This is a genomic window from Mycobacterium sp. OAE908 (assembly GCF_017872775.1).
In the GTDB taxonomy this organism is placed as follows: domain Bacteria; phylum Actinomycetota; class Actinomycetes; order Mycobacteriales; family Mycobacteriaceae; genus Mycobacterium.
Map to the genome: position 1 here is coordinate 3,412,110 of NZ_JAGGJL010000001.1, position 15,927 is coordinate 3,428,036.

The 15,927-nt window shown below is 65.9% G+C and carries 15 protein-coding genes and 1 riboswitch; of the genes, 8 read left to right on the forward strand and 7 right to left on the reverse strand.

Annotated elements, in window-relative coordinates; genetic code table 11:
* Positions 1–9 precede the first annotated feature (9 nt).
* On the reverse strand, positions 10–318 hold the full coding sequence (locus J3E61_RS16785; RefSeq protein ID WP_192721873.1) for a hypothetical protein: 309 nt from the start codon (positions 316–318) through the stop codon (positions 10–12).
* Positions 319–514: 196 nt separating this feature from the next.
* On the opposite strand from J3E61_RS16785, the gene J3E61_RS16790 reads away from it, so the two are divergent.
* Both J3E61_RS16790 and J3E61_RS16795 read left to right on the forward strand, forming a co-directional pair.
* Positions 515–1,117 carry a TetR family transcriptional regulator gene (locus J3E61_RS16790; RefSeq protein WP_210084308.1) on the forward strand — a complete coding sequence of 201 codons (603 nt, stop codon included), beginning with the start codon at positions 515–517 and terminating at the stop codon, positions 1,115–1,117.
* A 5-nt stretch (positions 1,118–1,122) separates the two neighbouring features.
* The gene (locus J3E61_RS16795; RefSeq protein WP_210084309.1) at positions 1,123–2,700 is read left to right on the forward strand and encodes an FAD-dependent monooxygenase; all 1,578 of its coding nucleotides are present in this window, start codon (positions 1,123–1,125) and stop codon (positions 2,698–2,700) included.
* Here J3E61_RS16795 and J3E61_RS16800 read toward each other — a convergent pair.
* Positions 2,624–3,040 carry a nuclear transport factor 2 family protein gene (locus tag J3E61_RS16800; protein WP_210085593.1) on the reverse strand — a complete coding sequence of 139 codons (417 nt, stop codon included), beginning with the start codon at positions 3,038–3,040 and terminating at the stop codon, positions 2,624–2,626. The genes J3E61_RS16795 and J3E61_RS16800 overlap by 77 nt on opposite strands.
* A 61-nt stretch (positions 3,041–3,101) precedes the next feature.
* On the opposite strand from J3E61_RS16800, the gene J3E61_RS16805 reads away from it, so the two are divergent.
* On the forward strand, positions 3,102–3,599 hold the full coding sequence (locus tag J3E61_RS16805; protein ID WP_210084310.1) for a helix-turn-helix transcriptional regulator: 498 nt from the start codon (positions 3,102–3,104) through the stop codon (positions 3,597–3,599).
* A 67-nt stretch (positions 3,600–3,666) separates the two neighbouring features.
* Here J3E61_RS16805 and J3E61_RS16810 read toward each other — a convergent pair whose 3' ends face one another.
* The 3 genes from J3E61_RS16810 to J3E61_RS16820 are packed head-to-tail and all read right to left on the reverse strand — an operon-like array spanning position 3,667 to position 6,859.
* Entirely contained in the window at positions 3,667–4,398 is a 732-nt protein-coding gene (locus J3E61_RS16810) for a class I SAM-dependent methyltransferase (protein WP_210084311.1), read from the reverse strand.
* Positions 4,395–5,516 (reverse strand): homoserine O-acetyltransferase, encoded by a 1,122-nt coding sequence (locus J3E61_RS16815; RefSeq protein WP_210084312.1) that lies wholly within the window; start codon positions 5,514–5,516, stop codon positions 4,395–4,397. Before J3E61_RS16815 ends, J3E61_RS16810 begins: the two co-directional genes overlap by 4 nt.
* The gene (locus J3E61_RS16820) at positions 5,516–6,859 is read right to left on the reverse strand and encodes a bifunctional o-acetylhomoserine/o-acetylserine sulfhydrylase (RefSeq protein ID WP_210084313.1); all 1,344 of its coding nucleotides are present in this window, start codon (positions 6,857–6,859) and stop codon (positions 5,516–5,518) included. The genes J3E61_RS16815 and J3E61_RS16820 overlap by 1 nt, the downstream gene beginning before the upstream one ends.
* Positions 6,860–6,901: 42 nt before the next feature.
* A riboswitch (SAM riboswitch) is annotated at positions 6,902–7,021 on the reverse strand.
* 236 nt (positions 7,022–7,257) lie between these two features.
* Between J3E61_RS16820 and J3E61_RS16825 the strand changes: the two genes are divergently transcribed.
* Positions 7,258–9,513, forward strand: coding sequence for an NADP-dependent isocitrate dehydrogenase (locus J3E61_RS16825; RefSeq protein WP_192721865.1), 2,256 nt, complete (start codon positions 7,258–7,260; stop codon positions 9,511–9,513).
* Here the strand turns inward: J3E61_RS16825 and J3E61_RS16830 are convergent.
* Complete coding sequence (locus J3E61_RS16830; protein ID WP_210084314.1) at positions 9,510–10,343, reverse strand: alpha/beta hydrolase; 834 nt, start codon at positions 10,341–10,343, stop codon at positions 9,510–9,512. The genes J3E61_RS16825 and J3E61_RS16830 overlap by 4 nt on opposite strands.
* A 61-nt stretch (positions 10,344–10,404) precedes the next feature.
* Here J3E61_RS16830 and xth point away from each other — a divergent pair, with 61 nt between their 5' ends.
* The 4 genes from xth (at position 10,405) to yhjD (ending at position 14,680) form a co-directional block, all read left to right on the forward strand.
* A complete protein-coding gene (gene xth / locus J3E61_RS16835) occupies positions 10,405–11,196 on the forward strand; it encodes an exodeoxyribonuclease III (protein ID WP_210084315.1) in 792 nt (263 codons plus the stop codon).
* A gap of 65 nt (positions 11,197–11,261) precedes the next feature.
* Positions 11,262–12,593, forward strand: coding sequence for an NAD(P)/FAD-dependent oxidoreductase (locus tag J3E61_RS16840; protein WP_210084316.1), 1,332 nt, complete (start codon positions 11,262–11,264; stop codon positions 12,591–12,593).
* A gap of 22 nt (positions 12,594–12,615) precedes the next feature.
* Positions 12,616–13,629: a tryptophan--tRNA ligase gene (trpS, locus tag J3E61_RS16845; RefSeq protein WP_210084317.1), complete on the forward strand. Its 1,014-nt coding sequence runs from the start codon at positions 12,616–12,618 to the stop codon at positions 13,627–13,629.
* 19 nt (positions 13,630–13,648) lie between these two features.
* A complete protein-coding gene (gene yhjD / locus J3E61_RS16850) occupies positions 13,649–14,680 on the forward strand; it encodes an inner membrane protein YhjD (RefSeq protein ID WP_210084318.1) in 1,032 nt (343 codons plus the stop codon).
* Here the strand turns inward: yhjD and J3E61_RS16855 are convergent.
* A complete protein-coding gene (locus tag J3E61_RS16855) occupies positions 14,677–15,900 on the reverse strand; it encodes a D-alanyl-D-alanine carboxypeptidase (protein ID WP_210084319.1) in 1,224 nt (407 codons plus the stop codon). The two genes, yhjD and J3E61_RS16855, sit on opposite strands and share 4 nt — an antisense overlap.
* Between the last annotated feature and the right edge of the window lie 27 nt (positions 15,901–15,927).

The following is a 15,927-nucleotide window of genomic DNA, read 5'->3' on the forward strand; positions in this document are numbered from 1 at the left end:
TTTATGGTGCTACGGGCGAGGGCACCCCAAGAATTGGCACGTGACGTTGGTGTCCTCGCCTGCGACCAAGCGCCAGCTGCCGCCAATGGCGCCGTCTTGGACTTTCAGTCCAACGATCTGAGGTGGATAGCCGCGCGACATCGCGTAGTAGTTGTGGCAGACCGTCCAGTCCCAGTCAACGTCTACAAAACCTCCGGGGACTGGCTGGCCCGGACACCAGGTATCTGCTTGGGCGACGCCGGCGCCCAGCCCGAATGCGGCCAGACCCAGAGCACCAGACGCCACCACAGTCGTCGCGATCCGCGAAACTCGGTTCATCGTTAGTTCCCTTCGTGAGGCGCAGCCGAAGTTCTCGTCGGCAATGCGTATAGGGCCATATTCCGGTACGGGCGCCCGCGTGGATGGGGTAGTCGACTACTCCATTTCTGGCTACGAAGTGAAGCGTTCTGGCATGCTGGAAAATTGCCTGTCGGGCAATTTTGCCTACCAGGCAAGTTTTGGCTAGCCTGGTCGCATGGACACCGCGTTGGGGCTCCGCGAGCGCAAGAAACTCGGGACCCGGTGGGCTTTGAGCGACGCGGCATTGGCGCTGGCGTTGGAACGCGGATTGGACAACGTCACCCGCGAGGACATCGCCAACCGAGCCGGTGTTTCACTGCGAACGTTCAACAACTATTTCGCAGGCAAGTACGAGGCGATCTCCTTCCGGCAGATCGATCGCACGCGACGCAGCCTCGAGGTCTTCCGGGAGCGGCCCGCCGACGAGCCGCTGTGGTCGGCGATCACCGAATCCATGCTCGCGCCGCTCGAGGCTGCAGGCGCAACCGACGTCAGGCCGACTCCTGAGGAACTGGCCGTCATCCGTGAGCTCCTGGCCGCCCGGGACATGCGGGCCGCGTTGACGCGGCACCTGTTCGAGGACTGGGTCGATGCGATCGCCGAACGCACCGGGACCGATCCCGTTCGCGATATGTATCCGCGGCTTGTCGCCGCCGTCGTTCGCGCGGTCGGTGAAACGGCAATGGAGACCTACGCCAATGCCGACCCGCCGGTGGCCTATACCGAACTCCTTCGCCGCGGCTTGACCGATGTCGCGGCCGGACTGCCCGAAAGGTAATGCCGATGTCAGAAAACCCAGTGTCCGTTGTCATTTCAGGCGCCGGGCCGAACGGTTTGATGCTGGCGTGCGAACTGGCGCTGGCCGGTGTGCGGCCAGTGGTGCTCGAGCGACTGCCCGCGCCCAGCGACGAGCCCAAGGCCAACGGCATGGTCGGCCAGGTCATTCGGCTACTGGACATGCGCGGCCTGTACGAACGGTTCACGGGTTCAACCGAGCCGCCGAAGCCGCTGCCCGAGTGGATCTTCAGCGGCATGTCCGTGCCGCTGTTCGGCATGGCGGACAACCCGATGTACGCACTGATGATGGGCCAGCCGCAGCTTGTCCGACACCTCGACGCGCGCGCCCGTGAACTCGGCGTCGACATCCGCTGGGGCCACGAGTTGATCGGCCTCGAATCCCGTTCGGACGGTGTGAAAGTCAACGTCTCGACCTCCGACGAAACATACACGTTGGAGACCACCTACCTCGTCGGCGCCGACGGCGGCCGCAGCACGGTCCGCAAGATGGTGGGCATCGACTTCCCCGGTCACACGTCGAACACTGTCGCGCGGATCGCCCATGTGCGTCTGCCTGACGAAGTCCGCACCGCCAGCGGCGATATCGAGTTGCCTGGTGTGGGCCGGCTGCCCTTCGGTCACAACCGGCTCGACAACGGTGGGCTGATCTATGCCCCGTTCGAACCCGACCGCCCGATGGTCGGCACGATCGAGTTCGGCAATCCTGCTGACGAGGCTGTGCCGATGACCATCGACGAACTGCGCGACAGCGCGCGGCGGGTGCTCGGTGTCGACCTGCCCATGGAATTGCCTGACGACGGCAAACCAAATGCGCTGCGCCGCATCGCTGGTCAGAACAGCCGGCAAGCCGACCGCTATCGCGTCGGAAACGTCTTTCTGGTTGGTGATTCCGCGCACGTGCACTCGGCGATGGGCGGGCCCGGCTTGAATCTCGGTTTGCAGGATGCGATGAACCTCGGCTGGAAACTGGCCGCCGCGGTCAACGGCTGGGCCCCCGAGGATCTGCTCGACACCTACCAGAGCGAACGGTATCCAGTCGGCGAGCGGGTGATGATGCACTCCATGTCGCAGACCGCTCTCTTTGGCCCCGGACCCGAGATCGGCGCTCTGCGAAAGCTTTTCAACGAGCTCCTGCAACTGCCGAGCGTCGCCGAGCACATGGCGCACCTGCTCGCGGGCTCCGACGTGGCCTACGACACCGGTGACAGCCATCCGCTATCGGGTCGGCTGGTGCCGGACGTGACGCTTGGCGACGGACGTCGCGTCAGCGAGCTGCTGCATCACGCCCGTCCGGTCCTGCTCGACCTGTCCGGCGGACGCATCGGCCAGACCGTCGATCGGATCGATGTCGTGACAGGCGAGGTGCCGGACTTCGAGGCCTGTGCGCTGCTCATCAGACCCGATGGCTACGTCGCTTGGGCGGCGGACACTTTCGACGTCGACGCGGAGCGCCGGTTGCGTGACGCGCTGCAGCGGTGGTTCGGTGTCAGCGCCGCAGGGCGCGGCGAAGTACGCCGGGGTGGCGAGCGATCTTCGGCCCCAGCAGAAGAGCGAACAGCGTGATGGCCAGCCATGGCTTGAGGTGAGGGCGGATCCGCACGATCAGCCCCGCATCGTCAAGCTCGAGCACCATCGCGTCGGTGATCGTGACGCCGGCAATGCGCGCATCGCTCACCGCTACTCGCGTCGTGCCCTCGCCGATGACCTCGCGCCAGACAAGGTTGGACAGCCCGCCGTAGACGGCACCGAGTAGCACCCGCAGGTCATCGCGCCCGCGGAAGACCATGCAGCCGAACAGCGGAGAGGCCAGTTCGACATCGGGCGCAAGGGCGCTCACCATTTGGTCGATGTCGCGGGCCTTGGTGGCCGCCATGAAGGCAGCAACTGCGTCATCGGTTTGCATGTGTGCCATGCACCCAACGTAACCAGCTCAATTGCAATTTGCAATGGACTACGATGGCCCCATGTCGAAGCCGGAGTTCGCGGACATCTCATGCTCGATCGCACGCGCCGTCGACGTGATCGGCCAGCGGTGGACACCGTTGATCGTGCGCGACCTGTTCGCCGGAATGACGAAGTTCGAGGACATCCGTCGCGACCTCGGAATCGCATCGAACATCCTGGCCGCCCGGCTGGCCGAGCTCGAACGAAACGGCGTCGTCGAGCGGCGTCAATACCAAAGCGCGCCGGCCCGCCACGAGTACGTGCTGACCGACAAGGGCCGCGACCTGTATCCCGTCATTGCCACCTTGTTGGCATTCGGCGACAAGTGGCTGTCACTCGACGGGCCGCCTGCGCTGATCGTGCATGCCGACTGCGGCCACGTCACCACTGCGAAGACGGTGTGCGCCGAATGCGGGGGAGAACTGAACGCCGCCAACGCGATTCACTCGCCGGGGCCAGGCGCCAAACCAGGCCCGGGCACCGCCCTCATCGGCGACTACATACGTTCGCCGAAATAAGGTTCCGGTACGCGAAACGCCGAAAGCCGTGCAACAAGTCTGATCTCGACGAACGGTCTTGTGGGCGTCAGGCCAGCGTCGCCCTGATGCCGACCGTGACGTACGGCAACGCAAGGCCGTTGGTGTTGGCCAACGCGGGATGGGTCGCCAGCAGCTCGCGCACGCGATCCAGCGTCGTGGTGCGCACCTTCTCCGGCGACGTGATGCAGTAGCTGCGCGACGCGACGAGGTCGATGAGCGCCTGCGGCGTCAGGTAACTCGTCCACTCGACCTTGCGCCGCTCGACATCGGTGAACGGCGTCGGCAGCGTCACCTTGTCGTGGAACTGCGCGTCCTCGTGGCCGATGATGCGGCCGAGATCCTTCACCCAGCCCATCCGCTCGTCGCGCGCGTTCCACACCAGGCCGAGCCTGCCGCCCGGCCGTAGCACGCGCGCGATCTCCTTGGCGGCGAGTTCCGGGTCGAACCAGTGCCAGGCCTGAGCCACCAGCACGACGTCGACGCTGTCGTCGGGCAGCGGAATGTCCTCGGCCGTGCCCAGCAGCGCGGGCGTGTCCGGCAGCGAGTTGCTCAGCAGCTCGAGCATTTCCGGAATGGGATCGACCGCGACCACACCGAGGCCACGCTCGACGAGCCGCGTGGTCAGCTTTCCGGTGCCGGCGCCGAGATCCAGCACGTCGCGCGCGTTGCCGGGTAGCAGCCAGTCGATCGCTTCGGGTGGGTACGACGGTCGGCCGCGCTCGTATGCCGCGGCTTCTACGCCGAACGACAGTGAACGCTGCTGCCTGGGGTCGGTCACCGCTCGGCCAGCTCCAAGGTCCGACGTATCAACTTGCCCACCGCCTCGGTCTCCAAGAGGAATCCGTCGTGGCCGTAAATCGAGTCGACCACGTTCAGCTCGGTACAACCAGGCAACAGCTCGGCCAATTCCTCCTGCAGCCGAAGCGGGTACAGCCGGTCTGAGGTGATGCCGCCGACGACGGTCGGAACCGGGCAGCCGCGCAGCGCCGCCTCGATGCCGCCGCGACCGCGGCCCACGTCGTGACTGGACAGCGATTCACTGAGCGCCACGTAGGTGCCGGCGTCGAAGCGGGCCAGCAGCTTGCGGCCCTGGTGCTCCAGATAGCTCTGCACCGCGTAGCGGCCGCCCTTCGCCGGATCCTCGTCGCCCTGCGGATCGTTGCCGAACCGCGCGTCCAGTTCGGGCTCGCCTCGATACGTCAGATGCGCAAACCTCCGCGCGATCTGCATGCCGAGATCCGGCGAACGTCCGGTGCCGTAGTAGTCACCGTTCTGCCAGCCCGGATCCGATTTGATGGCCGCGATCTGCGTGCTCTGTGTGCCGATCTGGTCTGCGGTCGCGCGAGCGCCGACGGCCAACACCAGCGCCGCGCGCACCGCGTCCGGGTAGCTCACGATCCACTCCAGCGCCCGAGCACCGCCCATCGACCCGCCGACCACCGCGGCGACCTCGGTGATGCCGAGCGCCGCCAGCGCGGCGACGTCGGCCTCGACCTGATCGCGCACAGAAATCAGCGGAAACCTTGAGCCCCAAGGCTTCCCGTCCGGCGCGGGCGAACTCGGGCCCGTCGACCCGCGAAAGCCGCCCAACACGTTGGTGGCCACCGCACACCAGCGGTCGGTGTCGATCGGTGCCCCCGGGCCGGCAACACCTTCCCACCAGCCTTCGGTCTCGTCACCAGGGCCGCTGGGGCCGGTGACGTGTGAGTCGCCGGTCAGGGCGTGCAGGACGACGACGACGTTGTCGCGGTTGGGCGACAACTCGCCCCACCGCTGCACGGCGATCGTGACGTCGTCGATCACGGCGCCGTTCTCCAGCGTCAGCGGGCCGATGTCCACGTAGCCGACTTCACCCTCGGCAGGCAGCGTCACGGTGCTCATGTCGATGACCGTCATCAGAACGCCGCCGCGGTCTTCGGGTCTGCGCCCGCGGAGGTGCTGAACGGCTTGGCCGCGGCGAAGCCCTGCTCAAGGTCGGCCAGGATGTCGTCGATGCCCTCGATGCCGACGGCGAGCCGCACCAGGCCGGGGGTCACGCCGGTGGCCAACTGCTCCTCGGGGGTGAGCTGGGCGTGCGTCGTCGACGCCGGATGGATCACCAGCGACCGCACGTCACCGATGTTCGCGACGTGACTGTGCAGCGTCAACGCGTTGACGAACGCCTTGCCCGCGTCGATACCGCCGGCCAGCTCGAACGCCAGCACTGCGCCGGTTCCCTTGGGGGCCAGCTTCTTTCCGAGCTCGTACCACGGCGAGCTCGGCAGCCCCGCGTAGTTCACCGATGTCACGTCCGGATGTCCTGCGAGGAATTCCGCCACCTTTTGTGCATTTTCCACATGGCGTTCAACGCGCAGGCTCAGCGTCTCCAGCCCTTGTGCGACGAGGAACGCGTTGAACGGCGCGGCAGCCGAGCCGAGATCGCGCAGCAGCTGCACCCTTGCCTTCAACGCGAACGCCGGCGGGCCGAGTTCGGCGAACACCACGCCGTGGTAGCTGGGGTCCGGGGTGGTGAAGCCGGGGAACTTGCCGTTGGTCCAGTCGAAGGTGCCGCCGTCGACGATCACGCCTGCGATCGCCGCGCCGTGTCCGCCCAGGTACTTCGTCGCCGAGTGCACGACGATGTCGGCGCCGTGGGACAGCGGCTGAATCAGGTACGGGGTCGCGACGGTGTTGTCGACGATCAACGGCACACCGGCTTCGTGCGCGACGGCCGCGACGTTCGGGATGTCGAGGATGTCGTTCTGCGGGTTCGAGATGGTCTCGCCGAAGAACGCCTTGGTGTTCGGCTTGACCGCAGCCCGCCAGGACTCCAGATCGTCGGGGTTCTCGACGAAGCTGACCTCGATGCCCATCTTCGGCAGCGTGTAGTGGAACAGGTTGTAGGTGCCGCCGTAGAGCCGCGGGCTGGACACGATGTGGTCGCCCGCGTTGGCGAGGTTGAGGATCGCGAAGTGCTCAGCGGCCTGACCGGACGCGAGGAACAGCGCGGCGACGCCGCCTTCGAGGGCCGCGATGCGCTGCTCGACGACGTCCTGCGTCGGATTCATGATCCGGGTGTAGATGTTGCCGGGCTCGGCGAGGCCGAACAGGGCGGCGGCGTGCTCGGTGCTGTTGAACGTGTACGACGTGGTCTGGTAGATCGGCAGCGCCCGCGCGTTCGTCGCGATGTCGGGCGTCTGACCGGCGTGGACCTGTTTGGTTTCGAACGACCAACCGGCCGTCGGATCTGGCGTGCTCATACGAAACGGACCTCCATCTGTCTCTGGGGGCCCGTCACAACGGACCCGCGCTTGCCGGTAGCCGGTAGCGGCTACTCAACCTGGTCAATCACCCGGGGCACCCCACCGCGGTTGGAGGGTTGCCGGCCAGCAAGCCGGGGCTTGACGCTGGCACTCATGACCGATGAGAAGGGTATCGCATGCCACTGACTGGGTGCCACCGGCTGGTTTGTTTCTCGATCGCTCTACGCCATCGTCGCGGTGGCACTGCGGCCCAGACATCGGGAGAATTTCCCTATGTTCGCCCAGCACAGAAGCTACTGGTCAGTAGCCAAGCTGAGCCTTCGTGCACCCGATGCTGCTTGTAGTCTGGCCCGCGAGCAGCGAACTGACCGAAACTGAATCCGGGAGACAACACAATGAGCGCCGAGCAGCCGACCATCATCTACACGCTGACCGACGAGGCGCCGCTGCTTGCGACCTACGGCTTCCTCCCGATCATCCGCACCTTCACCGAGCCGGCCGGCATCAACGTCGAAACCAGCGACATCTCGGTGGCGGCGCGCATCCTCAGTGAGTTCTCCGACCGGCTGACCGAGGAGCAGCGGGTCCCTGACAACCTGGCCACGCTCGGTGAGCTGACCCACCACCCCGAAACCAACATCATCAAGTTGCCGAACATCAGTGCCTCGGTGCCGCAGCTGCTGGCCGCCATCAAGGAGCTACGGGAGAAGGGCTACGACCTGCCCGACTACCCGGGCGAGCCGAAGAACGACGAGGAAAAGGCGATCAAGGAGCGCTACGGCAAGATTCTCGGCAGTGCCGTGAACCCCGTTCTGCGCGAAGGCAATTCGGATCGACGCGCGCCCAATGCGGTCAAGGAGTACGCGCGCAGGCATCCGCACAGCATGGGTGAGTGGTCGCAGGCCTCGCGCACCCACGTCGCGACCATGAAGCGCGGCGATTTCTATCACGGCGAGAAGTCGATGACGCTCGACAAGGCGCGCAAGGTCAAGATGGTGCTCGAGCCCAAAAACGGCGAAACCATCGTGCTCAAGCCAGAAGTCGCGCTCGACGAGGGCGACATCATCGACAGCATGTTCATGAGCAAGAAGGCGCTGTGCGACTTCTTCGAAGAGCAGATCGAGGACGCGTACAAGACCGGCGTGATGTTCTCGCTGCACGTGAAGGCGACCATGATGAAGGTCAGCCACCCCATCGTGTTCGGCCACGCGGTCAAGGTGTTCTACAAGGAAGCCTTCGCCAAGCATCAGGCCGTGCTCGACGAACTCGGCGTCAACGTCAACAACGGGATGTCGGATCTGTACGCCAAGATCGAGTCGCTGCCCGCCTCGCAACGCGAGGAGATCATCCGCGACATCCACGCCGTGCACGAACACCGGCCCGAGGTGGCGATGGTCGACTCGGCGCGTGGCATCACCAACTTCCATTCACCCAGCGACGTGATCGTCGACGCGTCGATGCCCGCGATGATCCGGTTGGGCGGCAAGATGTATGGCGCCGACGGCCGGACCAAGGACACCAAGGCGGTGAACCCCGAGTCGACGTTCTCCCGGATCTACCAGGAAATGGTCAACTTCTGTAAGACGCATGGCCAGTTCGACCCGAGAACCATGGGAACCGTTCCCAACGTCGGGCTGATGGCGCAGCAGGCCGAGGAGTACGGCAGCCACGACAAGACGTTCGAGATCCCCACCGACGGTGTCGCCAACATCGTCGACATCGACACCGGCGAGGTACTGCTGAGCCAGAACGTGGAGACCGGCGACATCTGGCGCATGCCAGTGGTGAAAGACGCCGCGATCCAGGACTGGGTGAAGCTCGCCGTGAACCGTGGCAGGGCCTCCGGCATGACGGTGCTGTTCTGGCTGGACACCGAGCGCCCGCATGAGGTCGAGTTGCGCAAGAAGGTGAAGACCTATCTGGCCGACCACGACACCGAGGGCCTCCACATCCAGATCATGCCGCAGGTGTGGGCCATGCGGTACACGCTGGAGCGGCTGATTCGCGGCCAGGACACCATCGCCGCGACCGGAAACATCCTGCGCGACTACCTGACTGACCTGTTCCCGATCCTCGAACTGGGCACCAGCGCGAAGATGCTGTCGATCGTCCCGCTGATGGCCGGCGGCGGCATGTACGAAACCGGCGCGGGTGGTTCGGCGCCCAAGCATGTGCACCAGTTGGTCGAGGAGAACCACCTGCGCTGGGATTCGCTTGGCGAGTTCCTCGCACTGGGTGCCTGCTTCGAAGACCTTGGCGCCAAGACCGGCAACAAGCGGGCCGAACTGTTGGGCAAGACGCTCGACGGTGCGATCGGCAAGCTGCTGGAGAACGACAAGGCCCCGTCACGCAAGACCGGTGAGCTCGACAACCGCGGCAGCCAGTACTACCTCGCGATGTACTGGGCGCAGGAACTGGCCGAGCAAACCGAGGATCAAGAACTGGCAGGCCACTTCGCGGGCCTGGCCAAGACGCTCGCCGAGAACGAGGACGCGATCGTCGCCGAACTGGCTGAGGTGCAAGGGAATTCGGTCGACATCGGCGGCTACTACTGGCCGGACCCGGAGAAGACGGCCGCGGTGATGCGGCCGAGCAAGACACTCAATTCGGCGCTGGAAGGCGTGACGGCCGAGCCGGTGACAAAGGGTTAGCCGAACGCCTTCTGCGGCGGCGGCGTCGCATAGCGGTCGACGAAGTTGACGATCAGATCGGCGACGCGCTGCGGTGCTTCGAACATCGGGATGTGCCCGACGGCATCCAGATGCGTGATCTCCGTGGCCTCCGGCAGGTGCTTGGTGAAGTGCCGGGTGAAGCGCGGATGCGGGAGCACGTGGTCCTTTTCGCAGATGACCAGATGCGTCGGCGCGGTGCCTTCGGCCAGCTCCTGCAGACCAGGCAGCAACAGCGACTTGACCAACAGCTGGTAGTAGGCGGGGCAGTGGGTGACGTCGTCGATGATGTCGAGCCAGTCCTCGTCGGTGAGCCGGTCGGCGCTCGCGCTGATCGGCACGTAGCCGAGCTGGCGCACGTATGGCAGCTTCAGGGCACGGGGACCGAGCGCCTTGGCGACCAGGTAAACGGGCAGGCCGGCAACGAACTTGCCGACGATTTCGAACTTGGCGGGCGTCAGATGGCTCCAGCCGCCGGCCGGCGCGATGCCGGTCAGCGTGCGCGCCCGGCCGCGGCGTTCCAGCTCGAAGGCCACCCAGCCGCCGAGCGAGTTGCCGACGATGTGTGCGGTGTCCCAGCCCAGCGCATCCATCCGACGTTCCATGTCGTCGGCCAACTCGGCGGTATCCAGGAAGAACCGGCCTTTGACGCCGCCGTTGTGGCCGGGCAGGGTCGGCGCGAACACCTCGTAACGACCAGTGCCAGCAATCAGCGGTGCGACGCCTTTCCACACGCTCTGCGACATCATGAACGGATGCAGCAAAAGCATCGGTTCGCCGGAGCCCAGGTGTATCGGTGCGCGCTCGGTCATGAGCCCGACCATAAAGGTGATACCGCCGGTATCGCAAGCCGGTCGACTACGGTCTGAGGCCGTGATTGTCACCACGATCAACGTCAACGGCATCCGCGCGGCGATCAGGCAGCGGTCGGAGACCAACCTCGGTCTGCTGCCGTGGCTGGCCGAAACCAAGGCCGATGTGGTGTGTCTGCAGGAGACGCGGGCCGACGACGATCAACTCGCCTGCGCGCTCAGCCCAGCGCTGTCCGACGGCTGGCAGCTGGCATCCGCGGGTGGAGATCTCAAGGGCCGCAACGGAGTTGCCGTGCTGAGCCGACATCCGATCCATCAGGTGCGCGACCTCGGCGCCGACGAATTCGCGTTGCACGGGCGCTATGTCGAGGTCGACATAGACGGGCTCACGGTCGCGAGCGTGTACGTGCAGACCGGTGAGGCAGGCACCGACCGCCAGCTCGAGAAGGAGCGGTTCATGACGGCGCTCGCGCACCGCATGTCGACGCTGACCGACCGTGACGCTGTGGTCTGTGGCGACTGGAACATCGCGCACACCGAGAACGACATCAAGAACTGGCGCGGAAACGTGAAGAAGTCGGGATTCCTTCCCGCCGAACGGCAATGGCTGACCGAACTGTTGGCCGCTGGCTGGGTCGACGTCGTTCGTGCGCTGCATCCGGACGTGGCGGGACCGTACTCGTGGTGGTCATGGCGGGGCAGGGCGTTCGACAACGACGCAGGCTGGCGCATCGACTACCAGCTTGCGAGCCACGGGCTGGCGGCGAGGGCGAGTAGCGCGCGGGTGGAGCGGGCCGAGGCGTATGCGCTGCGGTGGTCCGACCACGCGCCGGTAACGGTTGAATATTGGTGAGTTCTGTGCAGTTTGTTGCGCTCACCGCCACAAACTGCACACAACTGGCGAGATAGGGTTGGCCAATGCGCCATCGCGTCGTCATCATCGGATCGGGCTTCGGCGGGCTGTTCGCGGCCAAGCACCTCAAGCGCGCCGACGTCGACGTCACCCTGATCGCGAAGACCACGCATCACCTGTTCCAGCCGCTGCTGTACCAGGTCGCCACAGGCATCCTGTCGGTCGGTGAGATAGCGCCCGCGACGCGAATCATCTTGCGTAAGCAGAAGAATGCGCAAGTGTTGCTCGGCGAGGTCGTCGGCATCGACCTGAAGAACAAGACCGTCACGTCGAAACTCCTCGACTGGGAGCGGGTCACGCCGTTCGACAGCCTGATCGTCGCGGCGGGCGCGCAGCAGTCCTATTTCGGCAACGATCAGTTCGAGGCGTTTGCGCCGGGCATGAAGACCGTCGACGACGCGCTCGAGTTGCGCGGTCGCATCCTCGGTGCGTTCGAGGCGGCCGAGGTGACGACGTCGGAGGAGGAACGCAAACGGCGGCTGACGTTCGTCGTCGTCGGTGCGGGCCCCACCGGCGTCGAGGTGGTCGGCCAGATCGCCGAGCTGGCGGACCGGACCTTGACCGGAGCGTTCCGGACGATCGACCCGGCCGAGGCGCGCGTGATTCTCGTCGAGGCCGCACCCGCGGTGTTGCCGCCGATGGGCCCGAAGCTCGGGCTCAAGGCGCAGCGCAGGCTGGAGAAGATGGGCGTCGAGGTCAAGCTGAAGACGATGGTCACCGACGTCGACTACATGGGCCTGACCGTCAAGGAGGGTGACGAGGAACGCCGTATCGAGGCCGCCGTCAAGGTGTGGTCGGCCGGTGTGCAGGCCAGCCCGCTCGGCAAGATGATCGCCGCGCAGTCCGATGGCACAGAAGTCGATCGGGCCGGCCGGGTGGTCGTCGAGCCCGACCTCACAGTGAAGGGCCATCCGAACGTCTTTGTCGTCGGCGATCTGATGAGCGTGCCCGGTGTGCCCGGCCAGGCGCAGGGCGCGATCCAGGGCGCGGTGTATGCCACCAAGCAGATCAAGGCCGAACTCAAGGGCGAGCAGCCTTCGGCACGAAAGCCGTTCAAGTACTTCGACAAAGGCAGCATGGCGACGGTCTCGCGGTTCTCCGCGGTGTGCCAGATCGGCAAGCTGGAGTTCGGCGGCTTCCTCGCGTGGCTGGCGTGGCTCGGCCTGCACCTCTACTACCTGGTGGGCGGTCGTAACCGGCTGATCGCCGTCATCTCGTGGTTCGTCACGTTCCTCGGCAGGGGCCGCGGTCAGATGGCGATCACCGAGCGGTGGGTGTTCGCGCGACGGGCGCTGGAACAGTCGCGGGAGCAGAGCGCCGAAAAATCCGTTGGTTGAGGCGTGCGAAACTTGAGCCATCATGAGCACTTCCCGCCCTGTCGTCTTTTCCGGTGTCCAGCCCACCTCTGATTCCCTGCACCTGGGCAACGCTTTAGGCGCGATCAAGCAGTGGGTCGGCATGCAGGACGACTACGACGCGTTCTTCTGCGTGGTCGACCTGCATGCGATCACGATCCCGCAGGACCCTGAGCAGCTGCGGCGGCGCACGTTGGTCACGGCCGCGCAGTACCTGGCGCTGGGCATCGACCCGTCGCGCAGCACGATCTTCGTGCAGAGCCACGTGCCCGCACACGCCGAACTCGCTTGGGCGCTGGGCTGTTTCACCGGTTTCGGGCAAGCCTCGCGGATGACTCAGTTCAAGGACAAGTCGCAGAAGGAAGGCAGCGAAGCCACCACGGTGGGATTGTTCACCTACCCGGTGCTGATGGCCGCCGACGTCCTGCTCTACGACACCGATCTGGTTCCGGTCGGCGAGGACCAGCGCCAGCACCTGGAGTTGGCCCGCGACGTCGCGCAGCGGTTCAATGCCCGCTTCCCCGAGACGTTCGTCGTGCCCGACGTGTTGATCCAGAAGGCCACGGCCAAGATCTACGACCTGCAGGATCCGACGTCGAAGATGAGCAAGTCGGCGGCCACCGAGGCCGGGCTGATCAGCCTGCTCGACGATCCGAAGGCCTCGGCGAAGAAGATCCGCTCTGCCGTCACCGACAGTGAGCGCGAGATCCGGTTCGACCAGGGCGCCAAGCCGGGGGTGTCCAACCTGCTGACCATCCAGGCCGCCGTCACCGGGACCGACGTGGACAAGCTCGTCGCGGGCTACGCGGGCCGCGGCTACGGAGACCTCAAGACCGATACGGCCGAGGCCGTCGTCGAGTTCGTCACGCCGATCAAGGAGCGCGTCGACGAACTGCTCGACGATCCGGCCGAACTCGAGGCGGTGCTGGCCACGGGTGCTGAGCGCGCAAGGGACGTGTCTGCCAAGACTCTCAAGCGGGTATATGACCGGTTAGGGTTCTTAGCGCCACGCGCATAACGCTTTCCGGGGAGGCTGGATGACAGAACCGGCCGAGCCGGCCAAACCGGGGATCCTTGATCGCCTGCGGGCGCGGTACGGGTGGTTCGACCACGTGATGCGAGCGCAGGGGCGCTATCAGGACAGCAAGGGCGACTTCTACGCCGCGGGCATCACCTACTTCACGATTTTCGCGCTGTTCCCCCTGCTGATGGTCGGCTTCTCGATCGGTGGCTTCATCCTGGCCAGCCAGCCTGACCTGCTCGCCGAGATCACCCAGCGCATCAAGTCGGCGGTGTCTGGAAACGCCGGCCAGCAACTGATCGACCTGATGGATTCGGCGATCAAGTCGCGTACCTCGGTAGGCATCATCGGCTTGGCGACCGCGGCATGGGCCGGCCTCGGTTGGATGGCCAATCTGCGCGAGGCGCTGAGCCAGATGTGGGGGCTGCTGCGCCATGACCCGCCGGGATTCCTCCGCACGAAACTGTCCGATCTCATTGCCATCGCCGGTCTGTTCGTGGCGATCGTCCTCACCACCGCGCTGACGGCTCTCGGCAGTTCGGGTCTGATGAAGCGCGTGCTGGAATGGCTTGGGCTGCAGAATGTTCCGGGCGTCGACCTGGGTCTGCGGGTGGTGTCGCTGCTGGTGTCCATCGCGGTCTCGTGGCTGCTGTTCACCTGGATCATCGCGCGGCTGCCGCGGGAGTCGGTCAGCCTTCGCAGTGCGGCGAAGGCCGGTCTGCTGGCGGCGGTGGCCTTCGAGATCTTCAAGCAGGTGGCCTCGATCTACCTGCGATCGGTGGTGACAGGACCGGCGGGCGCGACGTTCGGTCCAGTGCTGGGTCTGATGGTCTTCGCCTACATCACCGCCCGATTGATCCTGTTCGCTACGGCGTGGGCGGCGACGTCGACCGAAAACCTCGTGCCCGCACCCGCGGAACCACCGGCGCCCGCGCAGATCACGCCGCGGGTGCAGATCCGCGAGGGTCTCGGGGTGCGCGGGGCGCTGACGGCTGCGGCAGTGGGAGCGCTTGGCGCGCTGAGCTTTTCGCGGTTACGCAAACACTAGAGCGTCGGGCGCCGGTTAAGCGACCGTGCGCCCATGATGAGTCCGAACACGACGATCGACCCGACGATGCCGACGCCGACCCGAACCGGCATCGCGTTGATGTCCGGCAGCGGGGTGGAGGCGGCGGCGGTCGCCGGGTTGGGTGCGGCGTCCGGCTTGGCTGCGAGCAGCGACGGATCGGGCTCGATCAGCGTGCCCACCTTGGTGCCGGGTGCGGTCGCGAAGCCATAGTCCAGCAGGTGTGCGGCCTGCTCCCACGGCGCGATCGGCTGGCGAGTGCCGTGCAGCAGCACGGCCATCAACCGGCGGCCGTCGTGGTTGGCCGCGCCGACGAACGTCTGCCCGGCATCGTCGGTGTAGCCGGTCTTTCCGCCCATCGCGCCGGGGTAGTTGTAGAGCAGCTGATTGTCGTTTTCGACCGGATAGCCGACGTCGCCGCGGCCGGGAAAGTCGAACGTGCGCGTAGCCACAATGTCGGCGAAAGTCGGGTTCTGCCAAGCGAATCGGTAGAACAGGCCGAGGTCGTAGGCTGACGTGCTCATGCCAGGCCCGTCGAGACCCGACGGCGTCGCCGCACGGGTGTCGCGGCCGCCGAGCTTGCCGGCAAGGTCGTTGATCTTCTGTAGCGCGGTATCCATCCCGCCGAGTTGCATGGCCAGAGCGTGCGCGGCGTCGTTGCCGGAGTGCATGAGAAGCCCGTGCAGCAGGTCGTTGATCGAATAGAAGCCGTTCTCACCGACGCCGACCTTGGTGCCCTCGGCGTTGGCGTCCTCCTGTGTGCCCGCAACCACTTTGTGGATCGGCAACTCTCGCAGCGCCTGCGTGGCGATCAGCACCTTGATGATGCTGGCGGGCCGATGCCTGCCGTGCGGGTCGCGGGCGGCGATGACGTCGCCGGTGTCGAGGTCGGCGACCAGCCACGCCTCTGCGGAGATGTCCTCGGGTACCGGCGGCGTGCCGGGAGCGGTGACGATGCCGCACCCGGACAGCGCGTCACCGCCGAGCGGCTTGGCCGGAACCGGCAGCGGCGCAGGCGGATCCCCGGCCTCAGGCACCTCGGAGGAGTCGACGGCAGGTGGCGTCGACTCCCGGTACGGGCACGTCGCCGCTTCCGGGGGTGCCTGATCGGGCTCGGCCGTTGCCATGGCCGGGCCTGCCACCAGGAAAAGCGCCGCTGCCAGCGCTGCGGCCCGCGGTAACGCGATTCGAACGTTCGCCATCGTGACCGAAGATTAGGCGGACATCCG